A 22,255-nucleotide genomic window follows, 5' to 3' on the forward strand; every position below is an offset into this window, starting at 1 on the left:
TAAACTCGCCCGTGGTCCCTCAACGGAAGGGCCCCATCGCGCCCGCAGAGAAGCAGTCCGGGCGTGGACCGCACCGCTAGACAGGGCACAACGTGACTTTCACCGAACTGAACATCGACGAGGACATGGTGCAGGCGCTGGCCGACCACGGGATCCTCGAACCCTTCCCCATCCAGGAGCAGACCATCCCCCTGGCGCTCGCCGGCCAGGACATCATCGGCCAGGCCAAGACGGGCACCGGCAAGACCTTCGGCTTCGGCCTCCCGCTCATCCAGCGGCTCGGCCTCACCCCCGAGCCCGGCGTGCAGGCCCTCGTGGTCGTGCCGACGCGCGAGCTGGCCGTGCAGGTCACCGAGGACCTCCAGATCGCCACCAAGCACCGCGCCACCACCGTCGTCTCCATCTACGGCGGCAAGGCGTACGAGGGCCAGATCGAGCAGCTCAAGGCCGGCGCGCAGATCGTCGTCGGCACGCCGGGCCGGCTCCTCGACCTCGTGGGCCAGCGTCTGCTGAGCCTCAAGGACGTGCGCGAGATGGTGCTCGACGAGGCCGACAAGATGCTCGACCTCGGCTTCCTCTCGGACATCGAGAGGCTGTTCGCGCAGACCCCGGCCGTGCGTCACACGATGCTGTTCTCGGCCACCATGCCGGGCCCGATCGTCGCGCTCGCCCGCCGCTTCATGACGAAGCCGATCCACATCCGCGCGACGGACCCCGACGAGGGCCTCATGCAGGCGAACATCCGCCACCTCGTCTACCGCGCGCACAACATGGACAAGGACGAGGTCATCGGCCGCATCCTCCAGGCCGAGGGCCGCGGCAAGACCGTGATCTTCACGCGCACCAAGCGCGCCGCCGCCCGCCTCGTCGAGGAGCTGAACGACCGCGGCTTCAACGCCGCCGCCGTGCACGGCGACCTCAACCAGGAGCAGCGCGAGCGCGCCATGGCCGCGTTCAAGGCCGGCAAGAAGGACATCCTCATCGCCACGGACGTGGCAGCGCGCGGCATCGACGTGCTCGACGTCACCCACGTCATCAACCACACCATCCCCGAGGACGACAAGGCGTACCTGCACCGCGTCGGCCGCACGGGCCGCGCGGGCAAGACCGGCATCGCGGTCACGTTCGTCGACTGGGACGACCTGCACAAGTGGGCGCTCATCAACCGCGCCCTCGAGTTCGGCCAGCCGGAGCCCACCGAGACGTACTCGTCCTCGCCGCACCTCTACACCGACCTCGACATCCCCGCCGGATCCAAGGGCCGCCTCCGCGCGACCCCCACGGTCAACCCCGACGGCACCCCCCGGGAGCGCCCGGGCAACCGCGGGTCCGACTCGAGTCGCGACGGCGGACGCGGCGGCAGCCGTGACGGCGGACGCGGCGGCGACCGCTCGGGCAGCCGCTCCTCCTCGACCTCCGGCGGAGGCGACCGCGACCGCTCGCGCAGCCGCAGCACCTCGACCGCGACGGCGACCTCTCCCGCCGAGGCCACCGCGGCCATCGGCAGCGAGCAGCCGAACACCGCAGGCGGCCACGACGCGCCCCACGCCGACGGCCAGACCCGTCCGCGCTCGCGCAACCGCCGCCGCCGCTCGGGCGGCGACCGCCCGACCGCGACGTCCTAGCGCCGCACCGCACGGGTCACGCGAAGAGGGGCCGCATCCACCGGATGCGGCCCCTCTCGCATGCCCGCGGCCACGGGCGCGCGAGCGCGGGATCGGGTCAGGCGGCCGGCACGGGCACGACGGGTGCCCAGCCGGTGGCGCGCTCGACGATGCGCGCGAGCACCGCGGGCTCCGTGGTGTTCTCCGCGAGCCGGTTGGGCTTGCCGGCGCCGTGGTAGTCGCTGGATCCCGTGACCTCGAGCCCGAAGCGCTCGGCCAGCTCCGTGAGCCGCACGCGGGACGCGGGCGGGTTGTCCCGGTGCCGCACCTCGAGCCCGAAGAGGCCGGCCGCGACCAGCGCCCTCATGCGCGAGTCCGACAGCACGCGCTCCGGCCCGCGGGCGCCCGGGTGCGCGAGCACCGCGAGGCCGCCCGCCGCCGTGATCAGCTCGACGCCGAGGATCGGATCCGGCGCGTAGTGCGGCCGGTAGTAGCCCCCCTGCCAGTGCAGGATGCTCTCGAACGCGGCCGTGCGCGTGGCGACGTGGCCGCGCGCGACGAGCGCGTCGGCGATGTGCGGCCGGCCGATGGTGCTGCCGGGCGTCGTCTGCGCGAGCACGTCCTCCCAGGTGAGCGCGTAGTCGCGGCCGATGCGGCCGACCATGGCCTCGGCGCGGGTCATGCGCTCGGAGCGGACGCGTGCCGTCATCGCGGCGAGGTCGGCGTCCTCGGGATCGAAGAGGTACGCGAGGACGTGCACGCTCGCGTACTCGAGCTGCGTGCTCATCTCCATGCCGGGGACGAGCGTGATCCCGTGGGCGAGCGCGGCGACGGAGGCATCCGCCCAGCCGGCGGTGGAGTCGTGGTCGGTGAGCGCCACGGCCGACAGGCCCTGCCGGGCGGCCTGCGCCACCAGCTCGGCGGGGGTCTCGGTGCCGTCGGAGACGGAGCTGTGCGTGTGCAGGTCGATGGGACCTGGCTGCTCCTCCGGCATCCCGCCATCCTACGCGGCGGCCCCGCGTCGTCCGGCCGCCCGGGGACCGCGGCGGCGCTCTCCCAGAGAGCCGCCATAGTGTGATGTGCGTCATGGGTCGCGTCGTCGGAGCAGCAGTCATCCTCCTCACCGCCGCAGGCCTCCTCGTCATCACCTGGCCGCAGCTGCTGGGCCTGGAGCAGACGTACCTCGTCGCCCACGCCGTCGCCATCCGCGGCGGACTCGTCGCCGCGGCGGCCGTCGTGCTCCTGCTCACCCTCGTGCTCTGCCTCCTGATCCGGCCGGGTCGCCGCCTCCTCGGGAGCCTCGCCGTGCTGCTGGTGCTCTTCATCGGCGCCAACTCGGCCGTGCTCGCCACGCGCGGGCTCGGCGACTCGGCGTTCCAGGAGCCGCAGGACGAGGACGTCACGGTCATGTCCTGGAACACCCTCGGCGGCGCGACGGGCGCCCGCGCTGTCGCCGACCTCGCGCTCGAGTCCGGCGCCGACGTCATCGCGCTCCCCGAGACGCGCGAGGAGACCGGCGCGGAGATCGCCGTGCTCATGCGGGAGGCGGGTCGGCCGATGTGGGTCCGCACCGCGGCCTTCGACGACGTCGCCGCCGCCCGGTCGACCACCATCCTCATCAGCGCGGCCTACGGCGACTACCGGATGGACGAGTCGCGCGGCACCACGAGCGTGCTGCCGACGGTCATCATGGAGCCGGTCGACGGGAACGGGCCGGTGATCATGGCCGTGCACCCCGTCTCCCCGATCCCCGAGCAGATGGACAACTGGCGCGCCGACCTCGCGTGGCTGGGGCAGCGCTGCGACGAGGGCAACGTCATCATCGCGGGCGACTTCAACGCCACGCTCGACCACATGAGCCGCTACGGCGGCACCCCCACCGAGCGCGACCAGGTGACCGACCTCGGCGAGTGCGTCGACGCGGCGCGTGCCTCGGGCAACGGAGCCGTCGGCACCTGGCCCACCGGGATCCCCGCGCTGCTCGGCACGCCGATCGACCACATCATGGCGACGCCCGGGTGGGCGGTCTCGGGCTTCCGCGTCGTGGAGGACCGCGACGGCGCCGGCAGCGACCACCGCCCGGTCATCGCGCAGCTGACCCCGCTGCGCTGACCCCGCACGTCCCGGCCCTGATCGGCTGCCCGCGCAGGTGGGATGATCGACGGATGGCCGAGAACACCGACACCGCGTCCGAGACCGCCCCCGCCGACATCGCCGCCGATCCCGCGGCGCCGCTCGCGACGACCGAGACGGCCGCTCCCGTCGTCGCCCCCGCGGCCGGGGCGCCCGCGCCCGGATCCGGCGACGCCCCCGTCCCCCGCGCCACCTCCAACCGCAGCACCACCCCCGCGAGCACGGCCTTCAGCGACTTCGTCTCCACGAACTGGGCCGACCGTGAGGAGGTCGACCCGCCCGCCCGGGAGCAGGCGCCCTTCGCCGCCGAGCGCCGCCGCCGCCTGTCCGCGCTCCACGTGGGCACGCGGCTCGTGATCCCCGCCGGCCGCCTCAAGCAGCGCAGCAACGACACCGACTTCCCCTTCCGCCCCCACTCCGCCTTCGCGCACCTCACCGGCTGGGGCGCCGACGGCGAGCCCGGCGCCGTGCTCGTGATGGAGCCCGTCGCCGAGGGATCCTCCGCCGACGGATCCGCGCACGAGGCCACCCTCCACTTCCGCGAGCGCGCCGGCCGCGACAGCGACGAGTTCTACGCCAACGCCGAGATCGGCGAGTTCTGGATCGGCCCGCGCCCCTCGCTCCGCCAGGTCGCGGCCGACCTCGGGATCGCCACCGCGCCCCTCGCCGACGTCGACGCCGCCATCGCCGCCGCGGGCTCCGTGCGCGTGATCCGCGAGGCCGACCCCGCCCTCGCCGCGCGCGTCGACGCGGCCCGCGCCTCGGCGACCGCCGACGACGAGGCCGCGGACCCCGCGGAGGGCGACGCCCTCCTCGCCCGCGACGCCTCCGAGCTGCGCCTCGTCAAGGACGCCTACGAGATCCAGCAGATGCGCCAGGCCGTCGACACCACGGGCCGCGGCTTCTCCGACGTGATCGCCGACATGCCCGCCGTCGTCGCGCACGCGCGCGGCGAGCGCGTCGTCGAGGGCGTGTTCAACGCACGCGCCCGCGCCGACGGCAACGCGGTCGGCTACGACACCATCGCCGCGTCGGGGCCGCACGCCTGCATCCTCCACTGGACCCGCAACGACGGCCGCGTGCTGCCGGGCGACCTGATCCTCATCGACGCCGGCGTCGAGCTCGACAGCCTGTACACGGCGGACATCACCCGCACGCTCCCCGTCTCGGGCACCTTCACCGACGTGCAGCGGGAGGTCTACGAGGCCGTGCGCGAGGCGGCCGACGCGGCGCTCGCGATCGTGCGCCCCGGGATCCGCTTCCGCGAGGTGCACGCCGCGGCGATGGAGGTCATCGCGCGCAAGGCAGCCGACTGGGGCATGCTCCCCGTCACCGCGGAGGAGGCGCTCGAGGCCGACAACCAGCACCACCGCCGCTACATGGTGCACGGCACGAGCCACCACCTCGGGCTCGACGTGCACGACTGCGCGCAGGCGCGACGCGACATGTACATCGACGGGATCGTGGAGGCGGGCATGGTCTTCACCATCGAGCCGGGCCTCTACTTCCAGCCCGACGACCTCACGGTCCCGGAGCGGTTCCGGGGCATCGGCGTGCGCATCGAGGACGACATCCTCGTGACGCGGGACGGCGCGGAGAACCTGTCCGCCGGGATCCCGCGCACGGCCGACGAGGTCGAGGCGTGGATGGCCGGGCGGTCCTAGCCGCCCGGCCGGGCGCGGCGAGCGGGGATCAGGCCCCGGTCGCGCCCTGCTCGCCCACGGGCCGGTCGGTCGAGGTCGGCGGCGCGGTCGGCTCGGGGGCGTCGGACCCGCCCTGCTCGGGCACGCGCTCCCCGTAGGGACCGGCGGGCCTCGAGCGCGGGTCGGGCGCCGCGGCGGGCGGCGTCGCCACGACGGGCTCGCCGTAGACCGACGTGCCGGTGCCCCCGATGCCGAGCACGTTCCGCGCGCGGTGCAGGGAGTCGGGGTCGACGACCACCGAGTAGCTCGTGGCCGTGACCTGCATCACCGAGGTGAAGTCCCGCCGGCGCCGCGTGATGCTGTAGCTGACGATCCCGTAGATCGCTCCGAACCCGACGCCGATGATGACCGCGCCCACCACGAAGGAGATGTTCGGCACGGGAGAGAACAGGAACGTGACGAGGCCGAGGAAGAGGCCGAGCCAGGCGCCGCTCGCGGCTCCCGCGACCGCGGCGCGCGCGGAGGTGAGCTTGCCCGTGACCCGCTCGACGCTCGTCAGCTCGTTGCCCACGATGCTCACCTGCGTCACCGGGAAGTCCGCCTCGGCGAGCGTGACGACGGCCTTCTGCGCCTCGTCGTAGGTCTCGTACGTGGCGACGGGCTCCCCCTTCGGGAGCTTCGGCATGCGGGCACGGGAGGAGCGTCCGAGGAGGGGGTTGGTCACCCGGCCAGTCTTCCACGCTGGCGCCGGGCGGCTGCTGGGCGAGCGACTAGATTGACTCTGTGAGCGCCTCCCGAGTCTTCGTCGCCCGGCTCGCCGGGTGCAGCGTGTTCGACCCCGCAGGCGACCGCGTCGGCCGCGTGCGCGACGTGCTCGTCGTCTACCGCAAGGACGACCCGCCGCGCGTCGTCGGCCTCATCGTCGAGATCCCCGGCAAGCGCCGCGTGTTCCTCTCCATCGGACGGGTCACGAGCATCGGCTCGGGGCAGATCATCACCACGGGCCTCATCAACCTGCGCCGCTTCGAGCAGCGCGGCGGCGAGGTGCGCGTCATCGCCGAGATCCTCGGCCGCCGCGTCAGCATGCGCGACGGATCCGGCAACGCCGTCATCGAGGACGTCGCCATCGAGGAGTCTGGCCAGGCCGAGTGGGAGGTCTCGCAGCTCTTCTGCCGCCGCCCGCGCACGAGCCCCTCCCCGTTCGCCAAGGGCGCCACCCTCTTCGCCACCTGGGACGAGGTGGCCGAGCTCCAGGACGACGGCGTCGCCCAGTCCGCCTCCCAGTTCCTCGCGGCCTACTCCGACCTCCTTCCGGCCGACCTCGCCAACACCCTGCTCGACCTGCCCCAGGCGCGCCGTCTCGAGGTCGCCGAGGAGCTGCCGGACGCACGCCTCGCCGACGTGCTCGAGGAGATGCCGGAGTCGCAGCAGGTGGAGATCATGGCCACGCTCGACGACGACCGCGCGGCCGACGTGCTCGACCAGATGCAGCCCGACGACGCGGCGGACCTCATCGCGCAGCTCTCCGAGGAGCGCGGCGAGGCGCTGCTCGAGCTCATGCAGCCGGAGGAGGCGGACGACGTCCGCATGCTCCTCAGCTACGCGCCGGACACCGCGGGCGGCCTCATGACCACGGATCCCGTCATCGTGTCCGGCGACGCGACCGTCGCGGAGGGCCTCGCCCTCATCCGCCGCCACGAGCTCGCGCCCACGCTGGGGGCCGCGGTCTGCGTCACGCTGCCGCCGTACGAGCCGCCGACCGGCCGCTTCCTCGGCATGGTGCACTTCCAGCGGATGCTGCGCTACCCGCCCCACGAGCGCCTCGGCACGCTGCTCGACCAGGGCCTGGAACCCGTGCGCGCGGACACGAGCGCGGCCGAGGTCTCGCGCATCATGGCGAGCTACAACCTCGTGTCGGTGCCCGTGGTGGACGAGAACCACCGCCTGGTCGGCGTCGTCACCATCGATGACGTGCTCGACCACCTGCTGCCGGACGACTGGCGCAGCGCCGACGCCGAACGGGAGACGCGCAAGCGCGCGACCGCCCGCTTCCACGGCACGGCCACGGCCGCCATCCCCACCGCAGGACCCGTACGAGGACGGAGGATCCCCCGTGGCACGGCAGAGTAACCGCGACGTCCGCCTGGACGCCCCCAAGGGCCTGCGCACGACCGTCCTCCCGATGCGCAACCGCGCCAGCCGCGACCGGTTCGGGCGCTTCACCGAGTCCATCGCGCGCGGCATGGGCACGCCGTGGTTCCTCGTGGGCCTCACCGCGTTCTGCGTCGCGTGGATCTGCTACAACACGTTCGGTCCCGAGTCGGCCCGCTTCGACTCGGCGGCGCTCGGCTTCACGGCCCTCACCCTGATCCTGTCGCTGCAGGCCTCGTACGCGGCGCCGCTCATCCTGCTCGCGCAGAACCGCCAGGACGACCGCGACCGCGTGCAGATCGAGCAGGACCGCCAGCGCGCCGAGCGCAACGTCGCCGACGTCGAGTACCTCGCCCGCGAGGTCGTGTCGCTCCGGCTGCAGATGAAGGACGTGGCGTCGAAGGACTTCATCCGCGCCGAGCTCCGCCAGCTCCTCGAGGAGCTCGACCGGCGCGACGAGCCCGAGTCGGACGACGCCGACGGCGACGGCCACCGCAGGACGCATGGGCGCTGAGGCCCCCGGCACCGTGCCCCTGACCCCGGACGACGTGCGGCGTGCGCTCGCCCGCGTGGTGGATCCGGAGATCCGTCGCCCCATCACCGAGCTCGACATGGTCTCCGACGTGCGCGTCGAGGACGGCGGCGTGGCCCGCGTGGACATCGCGCTCACGATCGTCGGCTGCCCGGCCGCGACCTCGATCGAGCGGGACGTGCGCGAGACGGTCGAGGCGGTCCCGGGCGTCGCGCGGCTGGATCTCACGGTCGGCGTGATGAGCCCGGAGCGCCGACGCGCGCTCACCGAGCGGCTGCGGGGCCCGGCCGCGCAACGCGGCATCCCGTTCGGCCCGGACAGCCTCACGCGCGTCTACGCCGTCACGAGCGGCAAGGGCGGCGTCGGCAAGTCCACCCTCACGGCCAACCTCGCGGTCGCGCTCGCGGCGAAGGGCCTCGCGGTGGGCCTCGTCGACGCCGACGTGCACGGCTTCTCCATCCCGGGAATCCTCGGCCTCGTCGACGCCTACGGACGCACCGCCCAGCCAACGCGCGTCGGCGACATGATCCTGCCGCCCGTCGCCCACGGCGTGAAGGTCATCTCCATCGGCATGTTCCTCGATCCCGACGCCACCGGCGGCACCGCCGTGTCGTGGCGCGGGCCGATGCTGCACCGCACGATCCAGCAGTTCCTCACCGACGTGTTCTTCGGCGACCTGGACGTGCTCCTGCTCGACCTCCCGCCGGGCACGGGAGACGTCGCCATCACCGTCGGCCAGCTGCTGCCGCACGCGGAGGTGCTCGTGGTCACGACGCCGCAGCCCGCCGCGGCGGACGTCGCCGAGCGCAGCGGCCTGGTGGCCCGGCAGACGGGCCAGCGCGTGGCCGGCGTCGTCGAGAACATGGCGGGCTTCGTCCAGCCCGACGGATCCGTGCTGGAGCTCTTCGGGGCCGGCGGCGGCGAGGAGGTCGCGCGTCGGCTGTCCGCGGGGCAGGACGCGCCCGTGCCCCTCCTCGCGAGCGTGCCGCTCAGCGTGTCGCTCCGACAGGGCGGTGACACCGGCGCGCCGCTCGTGCTGGCCGCGCCCGAGGATCCCGCGGCGGTGCAGATCCTGCGCGTCGCCGACCACCTGGCCTCACGCGGCCGCGGGCTCGCGGGCCGCCGGCTGGGCCTCTCCGTCTCCTAGCCGGCGCGGCGCCTCGCGCCGCGACGCCGTCCGGACGTGCGAGGAGGACGGCAGCCCGCGGGCTGCCGTCCTCCTGATGCGTGCTGCGCGTGCTGCCTAGACGTGGCTGCGGTGCGTGCGCGTCGGCACGGCGCGGTAGCCGTCGCGCGCGGTGACGACGACGGTGCCGGCGATGGCGGAGACGGAGAGGGCGGCGACGGCGATGAGGAAGACGGTCATGGTGGTGCTCCTGCGGGAAGGCGGATGGCGGCGCATTCCGCCGCATGTCCATGAGACCACCGGGCACCGTTCAGGACAAGCTCATAGTCCTTGCCTCGCTGTGTAGCCTGCCTACATGGACATCCGCCGCCTCGAGCTCCTCCGAGAACTCGCCGACCGCGGCAGCGTAGGGGCCGTCGCCCGCGCCGCCGGCCGCACCCCGTCCGCGGTCTCGCAGCAGCTCAAGGTGCTCGAGCGCGAGGCCGGCGTGCCCCTCACGGAGCGCTCCGGCCGCGGGATCGTGCTGACCGACGCGGGCCGCGCTCTCGCCCGCACGGCGACCGACATCGCGGTCGCCGTCGCCCGCGCCGAGGCGCTCTGGGAGGACTTCCGGCACCAGCCGTCGGGCGAGGTCACGCTCGCCACGTTCCCCACCGCCGCGCAGATGCTGCTGCCCGGGCTCCTCGACCGGGTGGCGCGGATCCCCGACCTCACGCTCCGCGCCAGCGACCGGGATCCGGCGTCCCGCGCGTTCGCCGACCTCACCGCCGACTTCGACGTGGTCATCGCCCACTCGCTCGCGGGCGCCGGCACCTGGCGCGGTCTCGGCCTCGTGATCGTGCCGCTCATGGTGGAGCCGCTCGACGTCGCGATGCCGTCGGACCACCGGCTCGCCGGACGGGCGTCGGTGAGCCCCGCCGACCTCAGCGGCGAGCCGTGGATCGGCGTGCCGCAGGGCCTGCCCTTCGACCGGATCCTCCTCGACATCGAGCAGGCCGTGGGCGCTCCCGCGCGCGTGGTCCAGCGGTTCAGCGACACGCGCATCACGGAGTCGCTCGTGGCGTCGGGGCACGGGATCGCGCTGCTGCCCCGGTACACCGCGGGCGAGCACGACGGCGTCGTGGTGAAGCGGCTGTCGGGCGTCGCGTCGAAGCGGCACCTGCACGTGCTGCTGCGCCCGGATCGCGCCGAGCGGCCCTCGGTGCGCGCCGTGGTGGACGCCCTCCGCGAGGAGGCGCGCGCGGTCGACGCGCGCTTCAGCGGGAACGGCTGACGGGAGGATCCCGGGACGGGCGTCAGGCGACGGGCGTCAGGTGGCCTCGGCGTCGAAGGGCGCGGGCTGCGCCGACGCCGCGGCCGCCTCGCGCTCGAGGCGCTGGCGGCGGGCGATCGTGGTCTCGACGGGCACGCGCGGCTTCGTGACGACGGGCTCGTCCTCGAACAGCGCCTCCTTGATGATGCGGCGCGGGTCGTACTGGCGCGGGTCGAGCTTCTTCCAGTCGACCTCGTCGAACTCCGGCCCCAGCTCGTCGCGCATGCGCTCCCGGGCACCGGTGGCCATGCGACGCGCGGCCTTCACCAGGTCCGCGAGCTTCTGGGTGTAGATCGGCAGCCGCTCGGGGCCGAGCAGGAACACGGCGATGATGCCGATGAGCATCAGCTTCTCGAACGTCAGGCCGAACATGATCACAGGCTAGTCGGTCGCCACCCGATATCCGCCCACGCGCAGGGTCCGGTCAGCGGACGGGGCGCGTCGGATTCCCGCCGGACACCGGCCGGTCGGGCGGGCGCCGCCGGGCCGATACCCTGGGGACCCGGAAGAGGGAGGTGCCGCGTGTCCGACCAGGAGACCGGGTGGAAGTTCGCCGAGGACGTCGTCGTGGAGGACGAGCACATCGCCCTGGCGCGCCAGCACTCCCGCGAGCTCGGCATCGAGGCCGTCTCCCCCGCCGTCGGCGCGCAGCTCTCGCTCCTCGCCGCCGCGACGCGCGCCACCAGCGTCATCGAGATCGGCACGGGCGCCGGCGTCTCCGGGCTCTGCATCTTCCGCGGTGCGCCGCGGGCGGTGCTCACCAGCATCGACGTCGAGTTCGACCACCAGCAGGCCGCGCGCGAGATCCTCGCGGACGCGGAGGTGCCCGCCAACCGCGTGCGGCTCATCACGGGACGCGCGCTCGACGTGCTGCCGCGCATGAGCGACGCCAGCTACGACCTCGTGCTCGTGGACGCCGACGCGGCCCAGGTCATCGAGTACGTCGAGCACGGACTGCGCCTCGCGCGCACCGGCGGGCTGGTGCTCGTGCCCCACGCCCTGTGGCGCGGACGCGTGCAGAACCCGGCGGCGCGCGACGCGCAGACGGCCGCCTTCCGCACGCTCGTGCAGGAGACGGCGGGCTCGGGGGCCGTGGTGGCGTCGCTCTCGCCCGCGGGCGACGGCCTGCTGCAGATCGCCAAGACCGGACGCTGACCGGCGGGGTCCGCACGTCCGGAGTTCCTCCACCCGGACACACCGCACCGATAGCACCGCCCGCCCCGTCGTCGACGGGGCGGGCGGTGTCGCGCGATGCGGTCTCGACTAGCTCGCGCTGGTCACCGCGGCGAGGGCGTCGTGAAGCTCCTTCGCTTCGGCGTCGTTGACGGAGACGACGAGTCGTCCGCCTCCCTCCAAGGGCACGCGCACGATGATGAGCCTGCCCTCCTTCACGGCCTCCATCGGTCCGTCGCCGGTCCTGGGCTTCATGGCTGCCATTCGGCTCCCCTTTCGTGGATGTGCATCCATTATCCCGCATGGACACGCCCCTCGATGAACGCCCGGCTCCGTGCTACGCGGCGGGTGGGCCGGGGACGGTGGGGAGGGGGTGCGTGCGAGCCCCGGACGGGGGCGCGGCGAGGGTCACGGCGGCGTCCAGTCGGCGGTCGTCATGCGCCAGATCACGTCGATCCAGATCCACTGCCCGGCGACGGCGGCGAGCACGAGGGCGACGCGGTAGGCGCGCGAGCGCGGCAGGGCGAGGGCGCCGGCCAGCGGGATCATCGGCAGCAGCAGCCGGAAGAGGCTCGACTGCGGGAAGAACACGGCGAGGAGGTACACCCCGTACGCGAGGATCCAGATGCGGAGGTCGGTGCCGAGGGCCCGGACCGCCGGGAGCAGCAGCATGCCGCCGAAGGCGACGACCACGAGGACCACGGCGACGACGCCCGCCGGCCCGCCGACCCAGAACGCCGCGCCGTCGAACCACGGCTCGAAGGGGATCAGGTGGCGGAAGCCCGTGTAGCCCGACCGCCACGCGAGCTCGGTGTCGGTGTACGCCGTGGGCGAGCCGGTGCGGATCCACGCGATGGCCGGCCAGGCGAGCGCGGCCGCGCCGGCGGCGACCGCCGCGGTCGCGACGCGGAGGCGCTCGGACCCGGGGAACGGGTCGGCGTCCGCGGTCCGCAGCCGGTGGATGCCGTGTAGCACGAGCGCGAAGGCGAACGCCGCGCCGAGCGGGCGCGTGAACGCGAGGACCACGACGACGGGGACGAGCGCGCCGTAGCGCCGGTCGACGAGCAGCAGGAGCGCCGTGAGGAGGACGAGCGTCGACAGGCTCTCGGCGTACCCGATCTGGAACAGGGGCGACAGCGGGGCCACGCAGACGAGGACGACGGCGGTCATCACGGCGGACGCGGGCAGGAAGCGCGACAGCAGCCGGTGCAGCACGAGCACCGCGCCCGCGCCCGCGATCACGGACACGCCGACGGCCGCCTGCTCGAACGACGCCCCCGTGACCGCCTCGACGACGCGGACGACGGCCGGGTAGACGGGCATGAACGCCCACGCGTTCGGCTGCACGTGCCCGGCGTCGTCGACGGGGAGGACCTCCGGGTATCCGTGCAGGAGGATCGTGCGGTACCAGCCGGTGTCCCAGAACGTCGAGAACCGCAGGAGCGACGGGGACGCGGGACCCCAGGGCGACGCGATCTGGGTCCGCGCGGCGAGCAGCATCAGGACGGAGGTGAGGACGCGCGACGCGGCGTACACCGATAGGACGCCCGCCCACCACGGCCAGCGCGAGCGGGGGCCCGCGGCCCGGGGTCCGGCCTCCGACTCCGACGCGCCCCGGGGCCGCCCGGCCGTCCGGGTCAGCGCGCCGTCAGCCACGCCCGCAGGCCGCGCTCGCAGGAGACGATCTGGGCGACGTCCACGCGCTCGTCGTCGTGGTGGGCGAGGAGCGGATCCCCGGGACCGTAGTTGACGGCCGGGACCCCGAGCGCGCTGAAGCGGGCCACGTCGGTCCAGCCGTACTTGGGGCGCGCCTCGCCGCCGACCGCCGCGAGGAACGGCTGCGCGATCTCGGCGTCGAGCCCCGGACGCGCGCCCTCCGCGAGGTCCACGACGGTGACCTCGAAGCCCGGGAACAGGCTCGTGACGTGCTCGACGGCCTCGGCTCCCGACCGGCTCGGGGCGAAGCGGTAGTTGACGTGCACCATCGCCTCGTCGGGGATGACGTTGCCCGCGATGCCGCCGGAGACGCCGACGGCGTTGAGGCCCTCGCGGTAGACGAGCCCGTCGACCTCGACCTCGCGCGCCTCGTAGGCGGCGAGCGTGCCGAGCACGGGCGCGATGCGGTGGATGGCGTTCTCGCCGACCCAGGAGCGCGCCGAGTGCGACCGCTTCCCGAACGCGCGGACCTCGACGCGGAGGTTGCCGTTGCAGCCGCCCTCGATCTCCGCCCGCGTCGGCTCGCCGAGGATCGCGAAGTCGCCCTCGAGCAGCTCGGGACGCGTGCGAGCCAGGCGGCCGAGGCCGTTGAGGCTGTCGGACACCTCCTCGTGGTCGTACCAGATCCAGGTGATGTCGTAGGCGGGATCCGCGAGCTCGGCCGCGAGCACGAGCTGCACCGCGACGCCCGCCTTCATGTCGACGGTGCCGCGGCCCCAGAGGTACTCGACGCCGTCCTCGTGCTCGGTGCGCGTGGGCAGGTTGCGGTTGAGGGGCACGGTGTCGATGTGGCCCGCGATGACGACGCGACGGTCGCGGCCGAGGTGCGTGCGGGCGACGACCGCGTCGCCGTCGCGGACCAGCTCGAGGTGCGCGCAGCCGGCGAGCGCCCGCTCGATGGCGTCGGCGAGGGTCTGCTCGTCGCCGGAGACCGACTCGATGTCGCAGATGGCGCGGGTGACCGCCACGCTCCCCGCGGCGAGGTCGAGCACGGGCACGGCGGGCGTCTCGGTCGGCATGCGGATCATCCTAGGTCGGGGGCGGGACGCGCTCCTGGGGAGGACCCGGGGAGGACGCGCGCCGATCGGTACGCTGGCCGCATGGCCTCCCCCGCTTCGCCCTCGTCCGCCGTGCCCGCCTCCGGATCCGCGTGGGGCTACGGCCTCGCGACCGTCGCCTCCGACGGCACCGTGCTCGACACCTGGTTCCCGGCGCCCGAGCTCGGGTCCCTGCCCGCGGGCCGCGACCGCTGGATCGCGCCGGCCTGGATCGAGGAGCTCGCGGTCGCCGACCCGCGCCGCGGGGTGACCGTCGACATCGTGACCGTGGAGATCGACCTGCAGGCCCCGCCGGCCTCGACGCCCGACGCGTACCTCCGCCTGCACCTGCTCAGCCACCTGCTCGTGGCGCCGAACACGATCTCGCTCGACGGGATCTTCGGCCACCTCCCCATCGTCGTGTGGACCAACGCCGGCGCCGTGCACCCGGACGACTTCGACCGGCTCCGGCCGTCGCTGCAGCGCGCGGGCATCGCCGCGCACGGGGTGGACAAGTTCCCGCGGCTGCTCGACTACGTCACGCCCGACCGCGTCCGCATCGCCGACGCCTCGCGCGTGCGCCTCGGCGCGCACCTCGCGCCCGGCACGACCGTGATGCACGAGGGCTTCGTCAACTTCAACGCCGGCACGCTCGGCTCGTCCATGGTCGAGGGGCGGATCTCGCAGGGCGTCGTCGTCGGCGACGGCTCGGACGTCGGCGGCGGCGCGTCCATCATGGGCACGCTCTCCGGCGGCGGCACGGAGCGCGTCGCGATCGGCGAGCGGGCGCTCCTCGGGGCGAATTCGGGCGTCGGCATCTCGATCGGCGACGACAGCGTCGTGGAGGCCGGGCTCTACGTGACCGCGGGCACCAAGGTCCGGCTCGCGGGCGAGGCGCCCGGCCCCGACGGCACCGTGCCGCAGGTGAAGGCCGTCGAGCTGTCCGGGCGGGCGGGGATCCTGTTCCGCCGCAACTCGCTCACGGGCGCCGTCGAGGCCGTCCCGCGGCGCGGCGGCGGGTCGATCCTCAACGACGCGCTGCACGCGTAGCGGCGGGGCGTCGTCGCGCGGCGCACGGCCGGACGGGGTCCGGTCAGCGCCGCAGCCCGAGGCGGCGCGGTGACGCGGGCGCGGCGGCGGGCGGATCGATCCGCAGCACGTCGACCACGACCGCCGTCACGTTGTCCCGCCCGCCGTTCTGCAGCGCGTGCACCACGAGGTCGCGCACGGCCGTCGCCGCGTCGTCGGCGCGCAGCAGGTGCCCGCGGATCTCCGCGTCGGCCAGCTCCTTCGTGAGCCCGTCCGAGCAGACCAGCAGCCGCAGCCGCGCGGTCACGGGGAGCAGCCAGTAGTCCGCCTCGGACGCGTCGCCCACGCCCACGGCCCGCGTGATGATGTTGCCGTCCGGGTGCCGGTCGGCCTGCGCCCGCGTGATGCGGCCCGCGTCCACCATCTCCTGCACGACGGAGTGGTCGACCGTGACCTGCTCGAGCACGTCGCCGCGCAGCTGGTACACCCGCGAGTCGCCGACGTTGAAGACGGCCCAGTACGGACGGTCGGAGACGAGGGTGAGGCACGCGCCCGTGACGGTCGTGCCCGCGTGCAGCTCGAGGTCGCCGGTCTCCTCGCGGATGTCGCCGACGGCCAGGTCGAGCGCCGGCTCCACGCCCTCGGGATCCGCGAAGCCGGACTCGGCGCGCTCCTGCTCCTCGGCCAGGCGGCGGATCACGGCGTCGCTCGCCACGTCGCCGGCCGCGTGCCCGCCCATCCCGTCGGCGACGGCGAAGTACGGCACGGCGGCGAGCACGCTGTCCTCGTTGTGGTCCCGACGGAGGCCCCGGTCCGTCATCGACGCCCAGCCGAGGACGAGCGTGCGGCCGTCCGGCAGGTCGAGGGAGGTCTCCGCGACGTCCTCTCCGATGGCGGTCATCGGGCGGACAGGATCTCGAGGACGACGCCGTCGCCGATGTCGACGCGGGTGCCGGGGACGACCACGAGCGACTCCCCCGGCCGGAGCGCGAGGCGCTCGGCGCCGGGCGCGAGCACGACGGTGCCGTTCGTGGAGTCGAGGTCGGTCACCACGATCACGCCGGAGTCCTGCCGCACCGCGACGTGCGTGCCGGAGATCTCGCCGAGCGGGGAGGGCACCGCCACCAGGCGCGGCGCCACGCCCCGGACGACGCGCGGCGGGCGCGGTCGGCGGCCGATGATGACGGGCGCGTCGAGCGGGATCCGGTGCGGGTCGGCGGCGTCCGAGTCGGCGTCGACGACGTGCGGCACGCCCTCGCGCACGATGCGGACGGCGTGGACGATGAGGGGCACCTCCGCGTCCGCCTCGGGGACCGTGGGCATCGCGACCGTGGGGATGCCGGCGGAGCGCCCGCGGGACACGTCGGCGTCGGATCCGGCGTCGGGGGCGTCGGGGGCGGCGTGAGCGGCGCCGGGGTCCGCCGTCGGCGCCACCGCGTCCGCGGGCCCGTCGAGGACGGTGGCGAGGAGGCCCGGATCGACGGGCGGCGCGGAGGCGACGTGCGTCGAGGCGACCTGCGCCGAGGACGGGACGCCGTCGCGGTCCGCGTCCGCCGTGCCGGTGCCCGCACCCCGCACGTCCCGGCGCCACTGCACGGCATCCGCGGCGACGGCCCCCGCCGTCAGCGGCAGCCCGCCCGCGGTCGGGATCCCCGCGACATCGCCTCGCCCGGCACGGTAGGCCCGCACCCGGTCGAGCGTCGCCAGGTAGAAGGGCTGCGTGCCGCGAGCGTCGACCCGGCGCGGGTCCGCGTCGCCGTCCACGTCGGCGTCGACCACGGCGTCGCCGCGCAGCACGACCTGCAGGCGCACGCCGTCCGGCCCGCCGGCCTCGTGCACGAGCACGGCGAACGAGGCGATCTCGTCCGGGCCCCGCAGCGGCAGGGCCGCCACGATCGCCTCGGCCGTGACGGCCGGATCCGCGAGGGCCCGCCAGAGGTCCTCCACGACGCGCGCGGGCGCGCCCGCCGGCAGGAGCGCGACCGCGTGCGGCGTCACCACCGCGATGCCGGCGGACGCCGCGCCGGAGGGAGACGAACGGTGGGAGCCCTCGCTCACGTCATCGGCTCCATCGAGGGTCGGCGCCCGGTCGGGCGGTCGGCGCCGGGCCTCGGGCGGCCGGACGCGCTGACATGGATCCTATATCGCGGACGTGCCCCGGCCGAGGGGTGCGCCGTCGTCGGAGCGCGGCACGGCCGGATCCCGCGGAGGGGCATCCGGGCGGTCGGCGTGGGCCCGGGCCTCGGATCCGGTTGCCCGGCACCCGCCGGACTGCCATGCTCGGACGATGAGCACGTCGCAGCGCCCCTCCGCCCGCGGGCTCCCCGTCGACGCGATCTCCCGCTCCATCGTCGAGCAGCTGCGGGAGGACGGCCGCCGCTCCTACGCCGAGATCGGCAAGGCGGTCGGGCTCAGCGAGGCCGCCGTCCGACAGCGCGTGCAGAAGCTCACCGACGCGGGCGTGATCCGCATCGTCGCGCTCACGGATCCGCAGCAGCTCGGGCTCACCCGGCAGGCCATGATCGGCGTCACCGTGAGCGGCGACGTGCGCCTGGTCGCCGACGCGCTGGCCGACATCCCCGCGGTGGACTACGTGGTGATGACGGCGGGCACCTTCGACCTCCTGGCCGAGGTGGTCTGCGAGGACGACGAGGAGCTCGTCGAGCTGCTGAACGCCCGCATCCGCGCGCTGGACGGCGTCGTGAGCACGGAGACGTTCGTGTACCTCAAGGTCCACACGCAGGACGGGCACGGGCGCTCCCGGTGACGGCGACGGGATCCCCCGCCCCCTCCCCCGAACGCTCCCCGCGCCGCCCCTCCCCCGACCGGGCCGCGTCGGGCGCCGCGTGCACGTGCCGCCGTACGTTCGCCGCATGATCCCCACCTCCGCTGCCGCCGTCGCCCCTGCGCGCCGGCCGGGCACCCTGGCTCGCACCCGCCGCACCGGCTCCCCCTCCCCCGCCGCTCCCGAGACCGCTCCCGCTCCCGAGACCGACCCGACGCCGGCGCCCGACCCGCGCCGTCCCCTCCCTCCCGCGGCGGGCCACCTGCCCGACGGCGCCGCGCTACTCCGCGTGCCATCGCCCGTGGGCCGGCTGGAGCTCGTCGCCGAGGGCGGCGAGCTCGTGGCGCTCTCGATCGCGACCGCGGGCGTCCTCCCCCTCGACCACCTCGACGACCGGCCGAGCCCCGTGCTCACGGAGGCCGCACGACAGCTGGACGAGTACTTCGCCGGTCGCCGCGCGTCGTTCGACGTCCCGGTCCGGCTGGTGGGGACGCCGTTCCAGGTCGCGATCTGGCAGGCACTCGCACGGATCCCCCACGGCGGCGTCACCACGTACGGCGCCCTCGCGCAGGCAGCCGGCCGCCCCGGCGGCGCGCGGGCAGTCGGAGGAGCCGTCGGGGCCAACCGGCTCTGCATCCTCGTCCCGTGCCATCGCGTGCTCGGCGCGGACGGTCGGGTCACGGGCTTCAGCGCGGGAGACGGGGTCGCCACCAAGGTCCGCCTGCTGGCGCTCGAGGGCTCGGTGCTCTCGTGACGCGGGTCTCGCTCACGGCCGGCGAGGACGGCCTCGCGCGCTGCGCCTGGTCCGCCGCCGACCCGGAGTACCGCAGGTACCACGACGAGGAGTGGGGCCGCCCGCTGCACGGCGACCGGCCGCTCTTCGAGAAGCTGTGCCTGGAGGGCTTCCAGGCCGGGCTGTCGTGGATCACCATCCTCCGCAAGCGCCCGCGCTTCCGGGAGGTCTTCCACGGCTTCGACATCGACGCGGTCGCCGCCATGGACGAGGAGGACGTCGAGCGGCTCATGGGCGACGCGGGCATCATCCGCAACCGCGCCAAGATCCTCGCCGCCGCCGGCAACGCGCGCGCGGTGCGCGCGCTCCTCGACGAGCACGGCGACGGCGCCCTCGATCGCTTGGTCTGGGCCCACGCCGCGGATCCCCTGGTGCGCCCCCGCCCGGCCACGGCCGACGACATCCCGGCCGTCACCGGCGCGTCCACCGCGCTCAGCCGTGAGCTCAAGGGGCACGGCCTCCGGTTCGTGGGCCCCACCACCGTCTACGCGCTGATGCAGTCCTCGGGCCTCGTCGACGACCACGTCGTCGGCTGCCACCGGGCCGTCTGACGCGCGCGATCCGGCTCCGCCGCCGCCGACCCCTCAGTGCTGCTGCGCAACCAGGACGAGCTCGCCGTGCTCCCCGCGCCTCAGCTCGACGCCGGCGCCCTCGGCCCAGTCGAGCAGCTCGGCCACGGACGCGAGGTCGCGGCCGGAGAGGATCAGCTCCCGCACCAGCTCGCCCTTCGCCCGCTTGTTGAAGTGGTTGAGCGCGCGCACCGCGCCGTCCGCGCCTCGGGCGACGACGCGCACCGCGACCGAGTCCTCATGGCCGGGCCGCGGCCCGAGGGCGGCGTACCCCTCGGAGCGGAGGTCGAGCACCAGGCCGGGGATCCCCTCGAGCGTGCGGCGGACCGAGGCGACCCAGTGCGCCTTCATGCGGAGGCTCGGCAGTCGGCTGTCGTGCGAGAGCCGGTAGGCGGGGATGGGATCCGTCGCCCGCACGGGCCCGAGGAGCGCCGAGTGGACGGCCACGTGACGGCCGGCGAAGGCGAGCTGCGTGGCGTCCAGGGCGGCGGCCCCGATCGGGTCGTAGAGCACGCCCGTGTAGCGCAGGAGCGCCGGCATGGTCGGCGAGGTCTCGAGCACCCGGTTCCGCTCCACCTCCCCCGCCTGACGGGGTCCGAGCTTGAGCGCGCGAACCGCGGCCTCGGGGTCGCGGGCGAGGTCGGCGACGGCGCGGACGATGGTGCGCCGCTCGCCCGTCAGCTCGGGGAACGCCAGCAGGTCGAGGTCGAGTCGCGAACCCTCCGTCCCGCCGTCGCGCTTCGTCTCGGACGGGGGCAGCAGGACGAGCACGGGACCTCCAGGAACGGGCGGGGCGGGTGGGACGGACGGGGACGGGCACCGGGACGCACGACGGCGGGCGGCCCCCGAGGGGACCGCCCGCCGTCTGACGTGGGACGTGAGACGCTACGCGACCAGTGCGGCCTTGCGCGCGACCACGGTCACGTTGTCGTTCTCCACCGAGAGGAAGCCCTCGTCGGCATCGGCCGTGATCACGGCGCCGCCGTCCTGCGTGATGCGGACGTTGCCGGTCGCGAGGATCGCCAGGAGCGGCTCGTGACCGGCGAGGATGCCGATCTCGCCCTCGCTGGTGCGCGCGACGACCATGGACGCCTGGCCCGACCAGACCTGCTGGTCGGCCGAGACCACGGTCACCGTGAGATCAGCGCGGGCCATGTCAGCCGTTCTCCTTCTGGATCTCGGACCAGCGGCGGTCGACGTCGTCGAGGTCGCCGACGTTGAAGAACGCCTGCTCGGCGACGTGGTCGTACTCGCCGTCCGCGATCTTCGAGAAGGACTCGATGGTGTTCTTCAGCGGCACCGTGGAGCCCTCGACGCCCGTGAACTTCTTCGCCATGTACGTGTTCTGCGAGAGGAACTGCTGGATGCGGCGGGCACGGGAGACCGTGACCTTGTCCTCCTCGGAGAGCTCGTCGACGCCGAGGATCGCGATGATCTCCTGGAGCTCCTTGTTCTTCTGCAGGATCGCCTTGACGCGGGTGGCCGTGTCGTAGTGCGCCTGGCCCAGGTACCGCGGGTCGAGGATGCGGCTGGTGGACGTCAGCGGGTCGACGGCCGGATAGAGACCGCGCGAGGCGATCTCGCGGCTGAGCTCCGTGGTCGCGTCGAGGTGCGCGAACGTGGTGGCCGGTGCCGGGTCGGTGTAGTCGTCCGCGGGGACGTAGATGGCCTGCAGCGACGTGATGCTGTGGCCGCGGGTCGACGTGATGCGCTCCTGGAGCACGCCCATCTCGTCCGCGAGGTTCGGCTGGTAGCCCACCGCGGACGGCATGCGGCCGAGCAGCGTGGAGACCTCGGAGCCGGCCTGCGTGAAGCGGAAGATGTTGTCGATGAAGAGCAGCACGTCCTGGTTCTTCACGTCGCGGAAGTACTCCGCCATCGTGAGCGCGGACAGGGCGACGCGCAGGCGCGTTCCCGGCGGCTCGTCCATCTGGCCGAAGACCAACGCGGTCTTGTCGAAGACGCCGGCCTCCTCCATCTCCATGATGAGGTCGTTGCCCTCACGGGTGCGCTCGCCGACGCCCGCGAACACGGACACGCCGCCGTGGTCCTGCGCGACGCGCTGGATCATCTCCTGGATGAGGACGGTCTTGCCGACGCCCGCGCCGCCGAACAGGCCGATCTTGCCGCCCTGCACGTACGGGGTGAGGAGGTCGATGACCTTGATGCCGGTCTCGAACAGCTGCGTCTTGGACTCGAGCTGGTCGAACATCGGGGGCTTGCGGTGGATGGGCCAGCGCTCGGTGATCTCGATCGCCTCGCCGCCCTCGTTGTTGAGGATGTCGCCGGTGACGTTGAAGACCTTGCCCTTGGTGATGTCGCCGACGGGCACCGAGATGGCGGCGCCCGTGTCGCGCACCTCCTGGCCGCGGACGAGTCCGTCCGTGGGCTTCAGCGCGATGGCGCGGACGACGTCGTCGCCGAGGTGCAGCGCGATCTCGAGCGTGATCTCCGTCGACTCCTCGCCGATCGTGATCGTGGTCTTCAGGGCGTTGTAGACCGGGGGGATCGAGTCGTGCGGGAACTCGATGTCCACGACCGGGCCGGTGACGCGGACGATGCGTCCGACGCCGGCCACGCTGTCGCTGGCGACCGGCGCAGTGGCGGTGTCAGTCATTGATGTCTCTCTTCTTCATTCGTGGAGCGTGGGAG

General features: G+C 74.1%; 24 protein-coding genes. 12 read left to right on the forward strand and 12 right to left on the reverse strand.

The window, feature by feature from the left end; translation table 11 throughout:
* Positions 1 to 92 precede the first annotated feature (92 nt).
* Positions 93 to 1,625 carry a DEAD/DEAH box helicase gene (locus BFL37_RS02900; protein WP_086513669.1) on the forward strand — a complete coding sequence of 511 codons (1,533 nt, stop codon included), beginning with the start codon at positions 93 to 95 and terminating at the stop codon, positions 1,623 to 1,625.
* A gap of 97 nt (positions 1,626 to 1,722) precedes the next feature.
* Here the strand turns inward: BFL37_RS02900 and BFL37_RS02905 are convergent, their stop codons facing one another.
* Positions 1,723 to 2,598: a PHP domain-containing protein gene (locus BFL37_RS02905; RefSeq protein WP_086513670.1), complete on the reverse strand. Its 876-nt coding sequence runs from the start codon at positions 2,596 to 2,598 to the stop codon at positions 1,723 to 1,725.
* Positions 2,599 to 2,690: 92 nt separating this feature from the next.
* On the opposite strand from BFL37_RS02905, the gene BFL37_RS02910 reads away from it, so the two are divergent.
* A complete protein-coding gene (locus tag BFL37_RS02910; protein WP_086513671.1) occupies positions 2,691 to 3,716 on the forward strand; it encodes an endonuclease/exonuclease/phosphatase family protein in 1,026 nt (341 codons plus the stop codon).
* 53 nt (positions 3,717 to 3,769) lie between these two features.
* Positions 3,770 to 5,401, forward strand: a complete 1,632-nt coding sequence (locus BFL37_RS02915) for an aminopeptidase P family protein (protein WP_086513672.1) — start codon at positions 3,770 to 3,772, stop codon at positions 5,399 to 5,401.
* Positions 5,402 to 5,429: 28 nt separating this feature from the next.
* On the opposite strand, the gene BFL37_RS02920 is transcribed toward BFL37_RS02915, so the two are convergent.
* Positions 5,430 to 6,104, reverse strand: a complete 675-nt coding sequence (locus BFL37_RS02920) for a general stress protein (RefSeq protein WP_086513673.1) — start codon at positions 6,102 to 6,104, stop codon at positions 5,430 to 5,432.
* A gap of 59 nt (positions 6,105 to 6,163) precedes the next feature.
* On the opposite strand from BFL37_RS02920, the gene BFL37_RS02925 reads away from it, so the two are divergent.
* The 3 genes from BFL37_RS02925 to BFL37_RS02935 are packed head-to-tail and all read left to right on the forward strand — an operon-like array spanning position 6,164 to position 9,210.
* Positions 6,164 to 7,510 (forward strand): magnesium transporter MgtE N-terminal domain-containing protein, encoded by a 1,347-nt coding sequence (locus BFL37_RS02925; protein ID WP_086513674.1) that lies wholly within the window; start codon positions 6,164 to 6,166, stop codon positions 7,508 to 7,510.
* Entirely contained in the window at positions 7,494 to 8,045 is a 552-nt protein-coding gene (locus BFL37_RS02930) for a DUF1003 domain-containing protein (protein ID WP_086513675.1), read from the forward strand. The genes BFL37_RS02925 and BFL37_RS02930 overlap by 17 nt, the downstream gene beginning before the upstream one ends.
* Entirely contained in the window at positions 8,035 to 9,210 is a 1,176-nt protein-coding gene (locus BFL37_RS02935) for an Mrp/NBP35 family ATP-binding protein (RefSeq protein WP_086513676.1), read from the forward strand. The genes BFL37_RS02930 and BFL37_RS02935 overlap by 11 nt, the downstream gene beginning before the upstream one ends.
* Positions 9,211 to 9,306: 96 nt before the next feature.
* Here the strand turns inward: BFL37_RS02935 and BFL37_RS14800 are convergent, their stop codons facing one another.
* Entirely contained in the window at positions 9,307 to 9,429 is a 123-nt protein-coding gene (locus BFL37_RS14800) for a hypothetical protein (RefSeq protein ID WP_255414062.1), read from the reverse strand.
* 115 nt (positions 9,430 to 9,544) lie between these two features.
* Here BFL37_RS14800 and BFL37_RS02940 point away from each other — a divergent pair, with 115 nt between their 5' ends.
* The gene (locus tag BFL37_RS02940) at positions 9,545 to 10,462 is read left to right on the forward strand and encodes a LysR family transcriptional regulator (RefSeq protein ID WP_086513677.1); all 918 of its coding nucleotides are present in this window, start codon (positions 9,545 to 9,547) and stop codon (positions 10,460 to 10,462) included.
* Between the two features lie 36 nt (positions 10,463 to 10,498).
* Here BFL37_RS02940 and BFL37_RS02945 read toward each other — a convergent pair whose 3' ends face one another.
* Positions 10,499 to 10,873: a translocase gene (locus tag BFL37_RS02945; protein WP_012299244.1), complete on the reverse strand. Its 375-nt coding sequence runs from the start codon at positions 10,871 to 10,873 to the stop codon at positions 10,499 to 10,501.
* A gap of 150 nt (positions 10,874 to 11,023) precedes the next feature.
* On the opposite strand from BFL37_RS02945, the gene BFL37_RS02950 reads away from it, so the two are divergent.
* The gene (locus BFL37_RS02950; RefSeq protein WP_086513678.1) at positions 11,024 to 11,656 is read left to right on the forward strand and encodes an O-methyltransferase; all 633 of its coding nucleotides are present in this window, start codon (positions 11,024 to 11,026) and stop codon (positions 11,654 to 11,656) included.
* A 108-nt stretch (positions 11,657 to 11,764) separates the two neighbouring features.
* On the opposite strand, the gene BFL37_RS02955 is transcribed toward BFL37_RS02950, so the two are convergent.
* The 3 genes from BFL37_RS02955 to dapE form a co-directional block, all read right to left on the reverse strand.
* Positions 11,765 to 11,938: a DUF3117 domain-containing protein gene (locus tag BFL37_RS02955; protein WP_012037866.1), complete on the reverse strand. Its 174-nt coding sequence runs from the start codon at positions 11,936 to 11,938 to the stop codon at positions 11,765 to 11,767.
* A 144-nt stretch (positions 11,939 to 12,082) separates the two neighbouring features.
* Positions 12,083 to 13,174 carry a hypothetical protein gene (locus BFL37_RS02960; protein WP_241533819.1) on the reverse strand — a complete coding sequence of 364 codons (1,092 nt, stop codon included), beginning with the start codon at positions 13,172 to 13,174 and terminating at the stop codon, positions 12,083 to 12,085.
* Between the two features lie 137 nt (positions 13,175 to 13,311).
* Entirely contained in the window at positions 13,312 to 14,409 is a 1,098-nt protein-coding gene (dapE, locus tag BFL37_RS02965) for a succinyl-diaminopimelate desuccinylase (RefSeq protein ID WP_086513997.1), read from the reverse strand.
* 81 nt (positions 14,410 to 14,490) lie between these two features.
* On the opposite strand from dapE, the gene dapD reads away from it, so the two are divergent.
* A complete protein-coding gene (gene dapD / locus BFL37_RS02970) occupies positions 14,491 to 15,477 on the forward strand; it encodes a 2,3,4,5-tetrahydropyridine-2,6-dicarboxylate N-succinyltransferase (protein WP_086513680.1) in 987 nt (328 codons plus the stop codon).
* A 43-nt stretch (positions 15,478 to 15,520) separates the two neighbouring features.
* On the opposite strand, the gene BFL37_RS02975 is transcribed toward dapD, so the two are convergent.
* Together BFL37_RS02975 and BFL37_RS02980 are read right to left on the reverse strand one after the other, a co-directional pair.
* The gene (locus tag BFL37_RS02975; protein ID WP_086513681.1) at positions 15,521 to 16,357 is read right to left on the reverse strand and encodes a PP2C family protein-serine/threonine phosphatase; all 837 of its coding nucleotides are present in this window, start codon (positions 16,355 to 16,357) and stop codon (positions 15,521 to 15,523) included.
* On the reverse strand, positions 16,354 to 17,514 hold the full coding sequence (locus BFL37_RS02980) for an FHA domain-containing protein (protein ID WP_086513682.1): 1,161 nt from the start codon (positions 17,512 to 17,514) through the stop codon (positions 16,354 to 16,356). The genes BFL37_RS02975 and BFL37_RS02980 overlap by 4 nt, the downstream gene beginning before the upstream one ends.
* 229 nt (positions 17,515 to 17,743) lie before the next feature.
* Between BFL37_RS02980 and BFL37_RS02985 the strand changes: the two genes are divergently transcribed.
* From BFL37_RS02985 to BFL37_RS02995, 3 genes are all read left to right on the forward strand, one after another.
* Entirely contained in the window at positions 17,744 to 18,223 is a 480-nt protein-coding gene (locus tag BFL37_RS02985) for an Lrp/AsnC family transcriptional regulator (protein WP_086513683.1), read from the forward strand.
* Positions 18,224 to 18,329: 106 nt separating this feature from the next.
* A complete protein-coding gene (locus BFL37_RS02990) occupies positions 18,330 to 18,995 on the forward strand; it encodes a methylated-DNA--[protein]-cysteine S-methyltransferase (protein WP_172403727.1) in 666 nt (221 codons plus the stop codon).
* A complete protein-coding gene (locus BFL37_RS02995; protein ID WP_086513684.1) occupies positions 18,992 to 19,585 on the forward strand; it encodes a DNA-3-methyladenine glycosylase I in 594 nt (197 codons plus the stop codon). The genes BFL37_RS02990 and BFL37_RS02995 overlap by 4 nt, the downstream gene beginning before the upstream one ends.
* A 33-nt stretch (positions 19,586 to 19,618) precedes the next feature.
* On the opposite strand, the gene yaaA is transcribed toward BFL37_RS02995, so the two are convergent.
* The 3 genes from yaaA to atpD form a co-directional block, all read right to left on the reverse strand.
* On the reverse strand, positions 19,619 to 20,374 hold the full coding sequence (yaaA, locus tag BFL37_RS03000) for a peroxide stress protein YaaA (protein WP_086513685.1): 756 nt from the start codon (positions 20,372 to 20,374) through the stop codon (positions 19,619 to 19,621).
* 114 nt (positions 20,375 to 20,488) lie between these two features.
* Complete coding sequence (locus tag BFL37_RS03005; RefSeq protein ID WP_012037856.1) at positions 20,489 to 20,758, reverse strand: F0F1 ATP synthase subunit epsilon; 270 nt, start codon at positions 20,756 to 20,758, stop codon at positions 20,489 to 20,491.
* Between the two features lies 1 nt (position 20,759).
* Positions 20,760 to 22,220, reverse strand: coding sequence for a F0F1 ATP synthase subunit beta (gene atpD, locus BFL37_RS03010; RefSeq protein WP_086513686.1), 1,461 nt, complete (start codon positions 22,218 to 22,220; stop codon positions 20,760 to 20,762).
* Between the last annotated feature and the right edge of the window lie 35 nt (positions 22,221 to 22,255).

It is taken from the genome of Clavibacter michiganensis, assembly GCF_002151125.1.
Classification (GTDB): domain Bacteria; phylum Actinomycetota; class Actinomycetes; order Actinomycetales; family Microbacteriaceae; genus Clavibacter; species Clavibacter michiganensis_C.

Bases quoted from the DNA above. Each gene is read 5' to 3' on its own strand.
- BFL37_RS02905 (WP_086513670.1), bottom strand. From the start codon at position 2,598: ATGCCGGAGGAGCAGCCAGGTCCCATCGACCTGCACACGCACAGCTCC.
- BFL37_RS03005 (WP_012037856.1), bottom strand. From the start codon at position 20,758: ATGGCCCGCGCTGATCTCACGGTGACCGTGGTCTCGGCCGACCAGCAG.
- dapD (WP_086513680.1), top strand. From the start codon at position 14,491: ATGGCCTCCCCCGCTTCGCCCTCGTCCGCCGTGCCCGCCTCCGGATCC.
- BFL37_RS02935 (WP_086513676.1), top strand. From the start codon at position 8,035: ATGGGCGCTGAGGCCCCCGGCACCGTGCCCCTGACCCCGGACGACGTG.
- BFL37_RS02960 (WP_241533819.1), bottom strand. From the start codon at position 13,174: ATGCTGCTCGCCGCGCGGACCCAGATCGCGTCGCCCTGGGGTCCCGCG.
- BFL37_RS02990 (WP_172403727.1), top strand. From the start codon at position 18,330: ATGATCCCCACCTCCGCTGCCGCCGTCGCCCCTGCGCGCCGGCCGGGC.
- BFL37_RS02910 (WP_086513671.1), top strand. From the start codon at position 2,691: ATGGGTCGCGTCGTCGGAGCAGCAGTCATCCTCCTCACCGCCGCAGGC.
- BFL37_RS02955 (WP_012037866.1), bottom strand. From the start codon at position 11,938: ATGGCAGCCATGAAGCCCAGGACCGGCGACGGACCGATGGAGGCCGTG.
- dapE (WP_086513997.1), bottom strand. From the start codon at position 14,409: ATGCCGACCGAGACGCCCGCCGTGCCCGTGCTCGACCTCGCCGCGGGG.
- BFL37_RS02985 (WP_086513683.1), top strand. From the start codon at position 17,744: ATGAGCACGTCGCAGCGCCCCTCCGCCCGCGGGCTCCCCGTCGACGCG.
- atpD (WP_086513686.1), bottom strand. From the start codon at position 22,220: ATGACTGACACCGCCACTGCGCCGGTCGCCAGCGACAGCGTGGCCGGC.
- BFL37_RS02975 (WP_086513681.1), bottom strand. From the start codon at position 16,357: ATGACCGCCATCGGAGAGGACGTCGCGGAGACCTCCCTCGACCTGCCG.
- BFL37_RS02945 (WP_012299244.1), bottom strand. From the start codon at position 10,873: ATGTTCGGCCTGACGTTCGAGAAGCTGATGCTCATCGGCATCATCGCC.
- BFL37_RS02940 (WP_086513677.1), top strand. From the start codon at position 9,545: ATGGACATCCGCCGCCTCGAGCTCCTCCGAGAACTCGCCGACCGCGGC.
- BFL37_RS02915 (WP_086513672.1), top strand. From the start codon at position 3,770: ATGGCCGAGAACACCGACACCGCGTCCGAGACCGCCCCCGCCGACATC.
- BFL37_RS14800 (WP_255414062.1), bottom strand. From the start codon at position 9,429: ATGACCGTCTTCCTCATCGCCGTCGCCGCCCTCTCCGTCTCCGCCATC.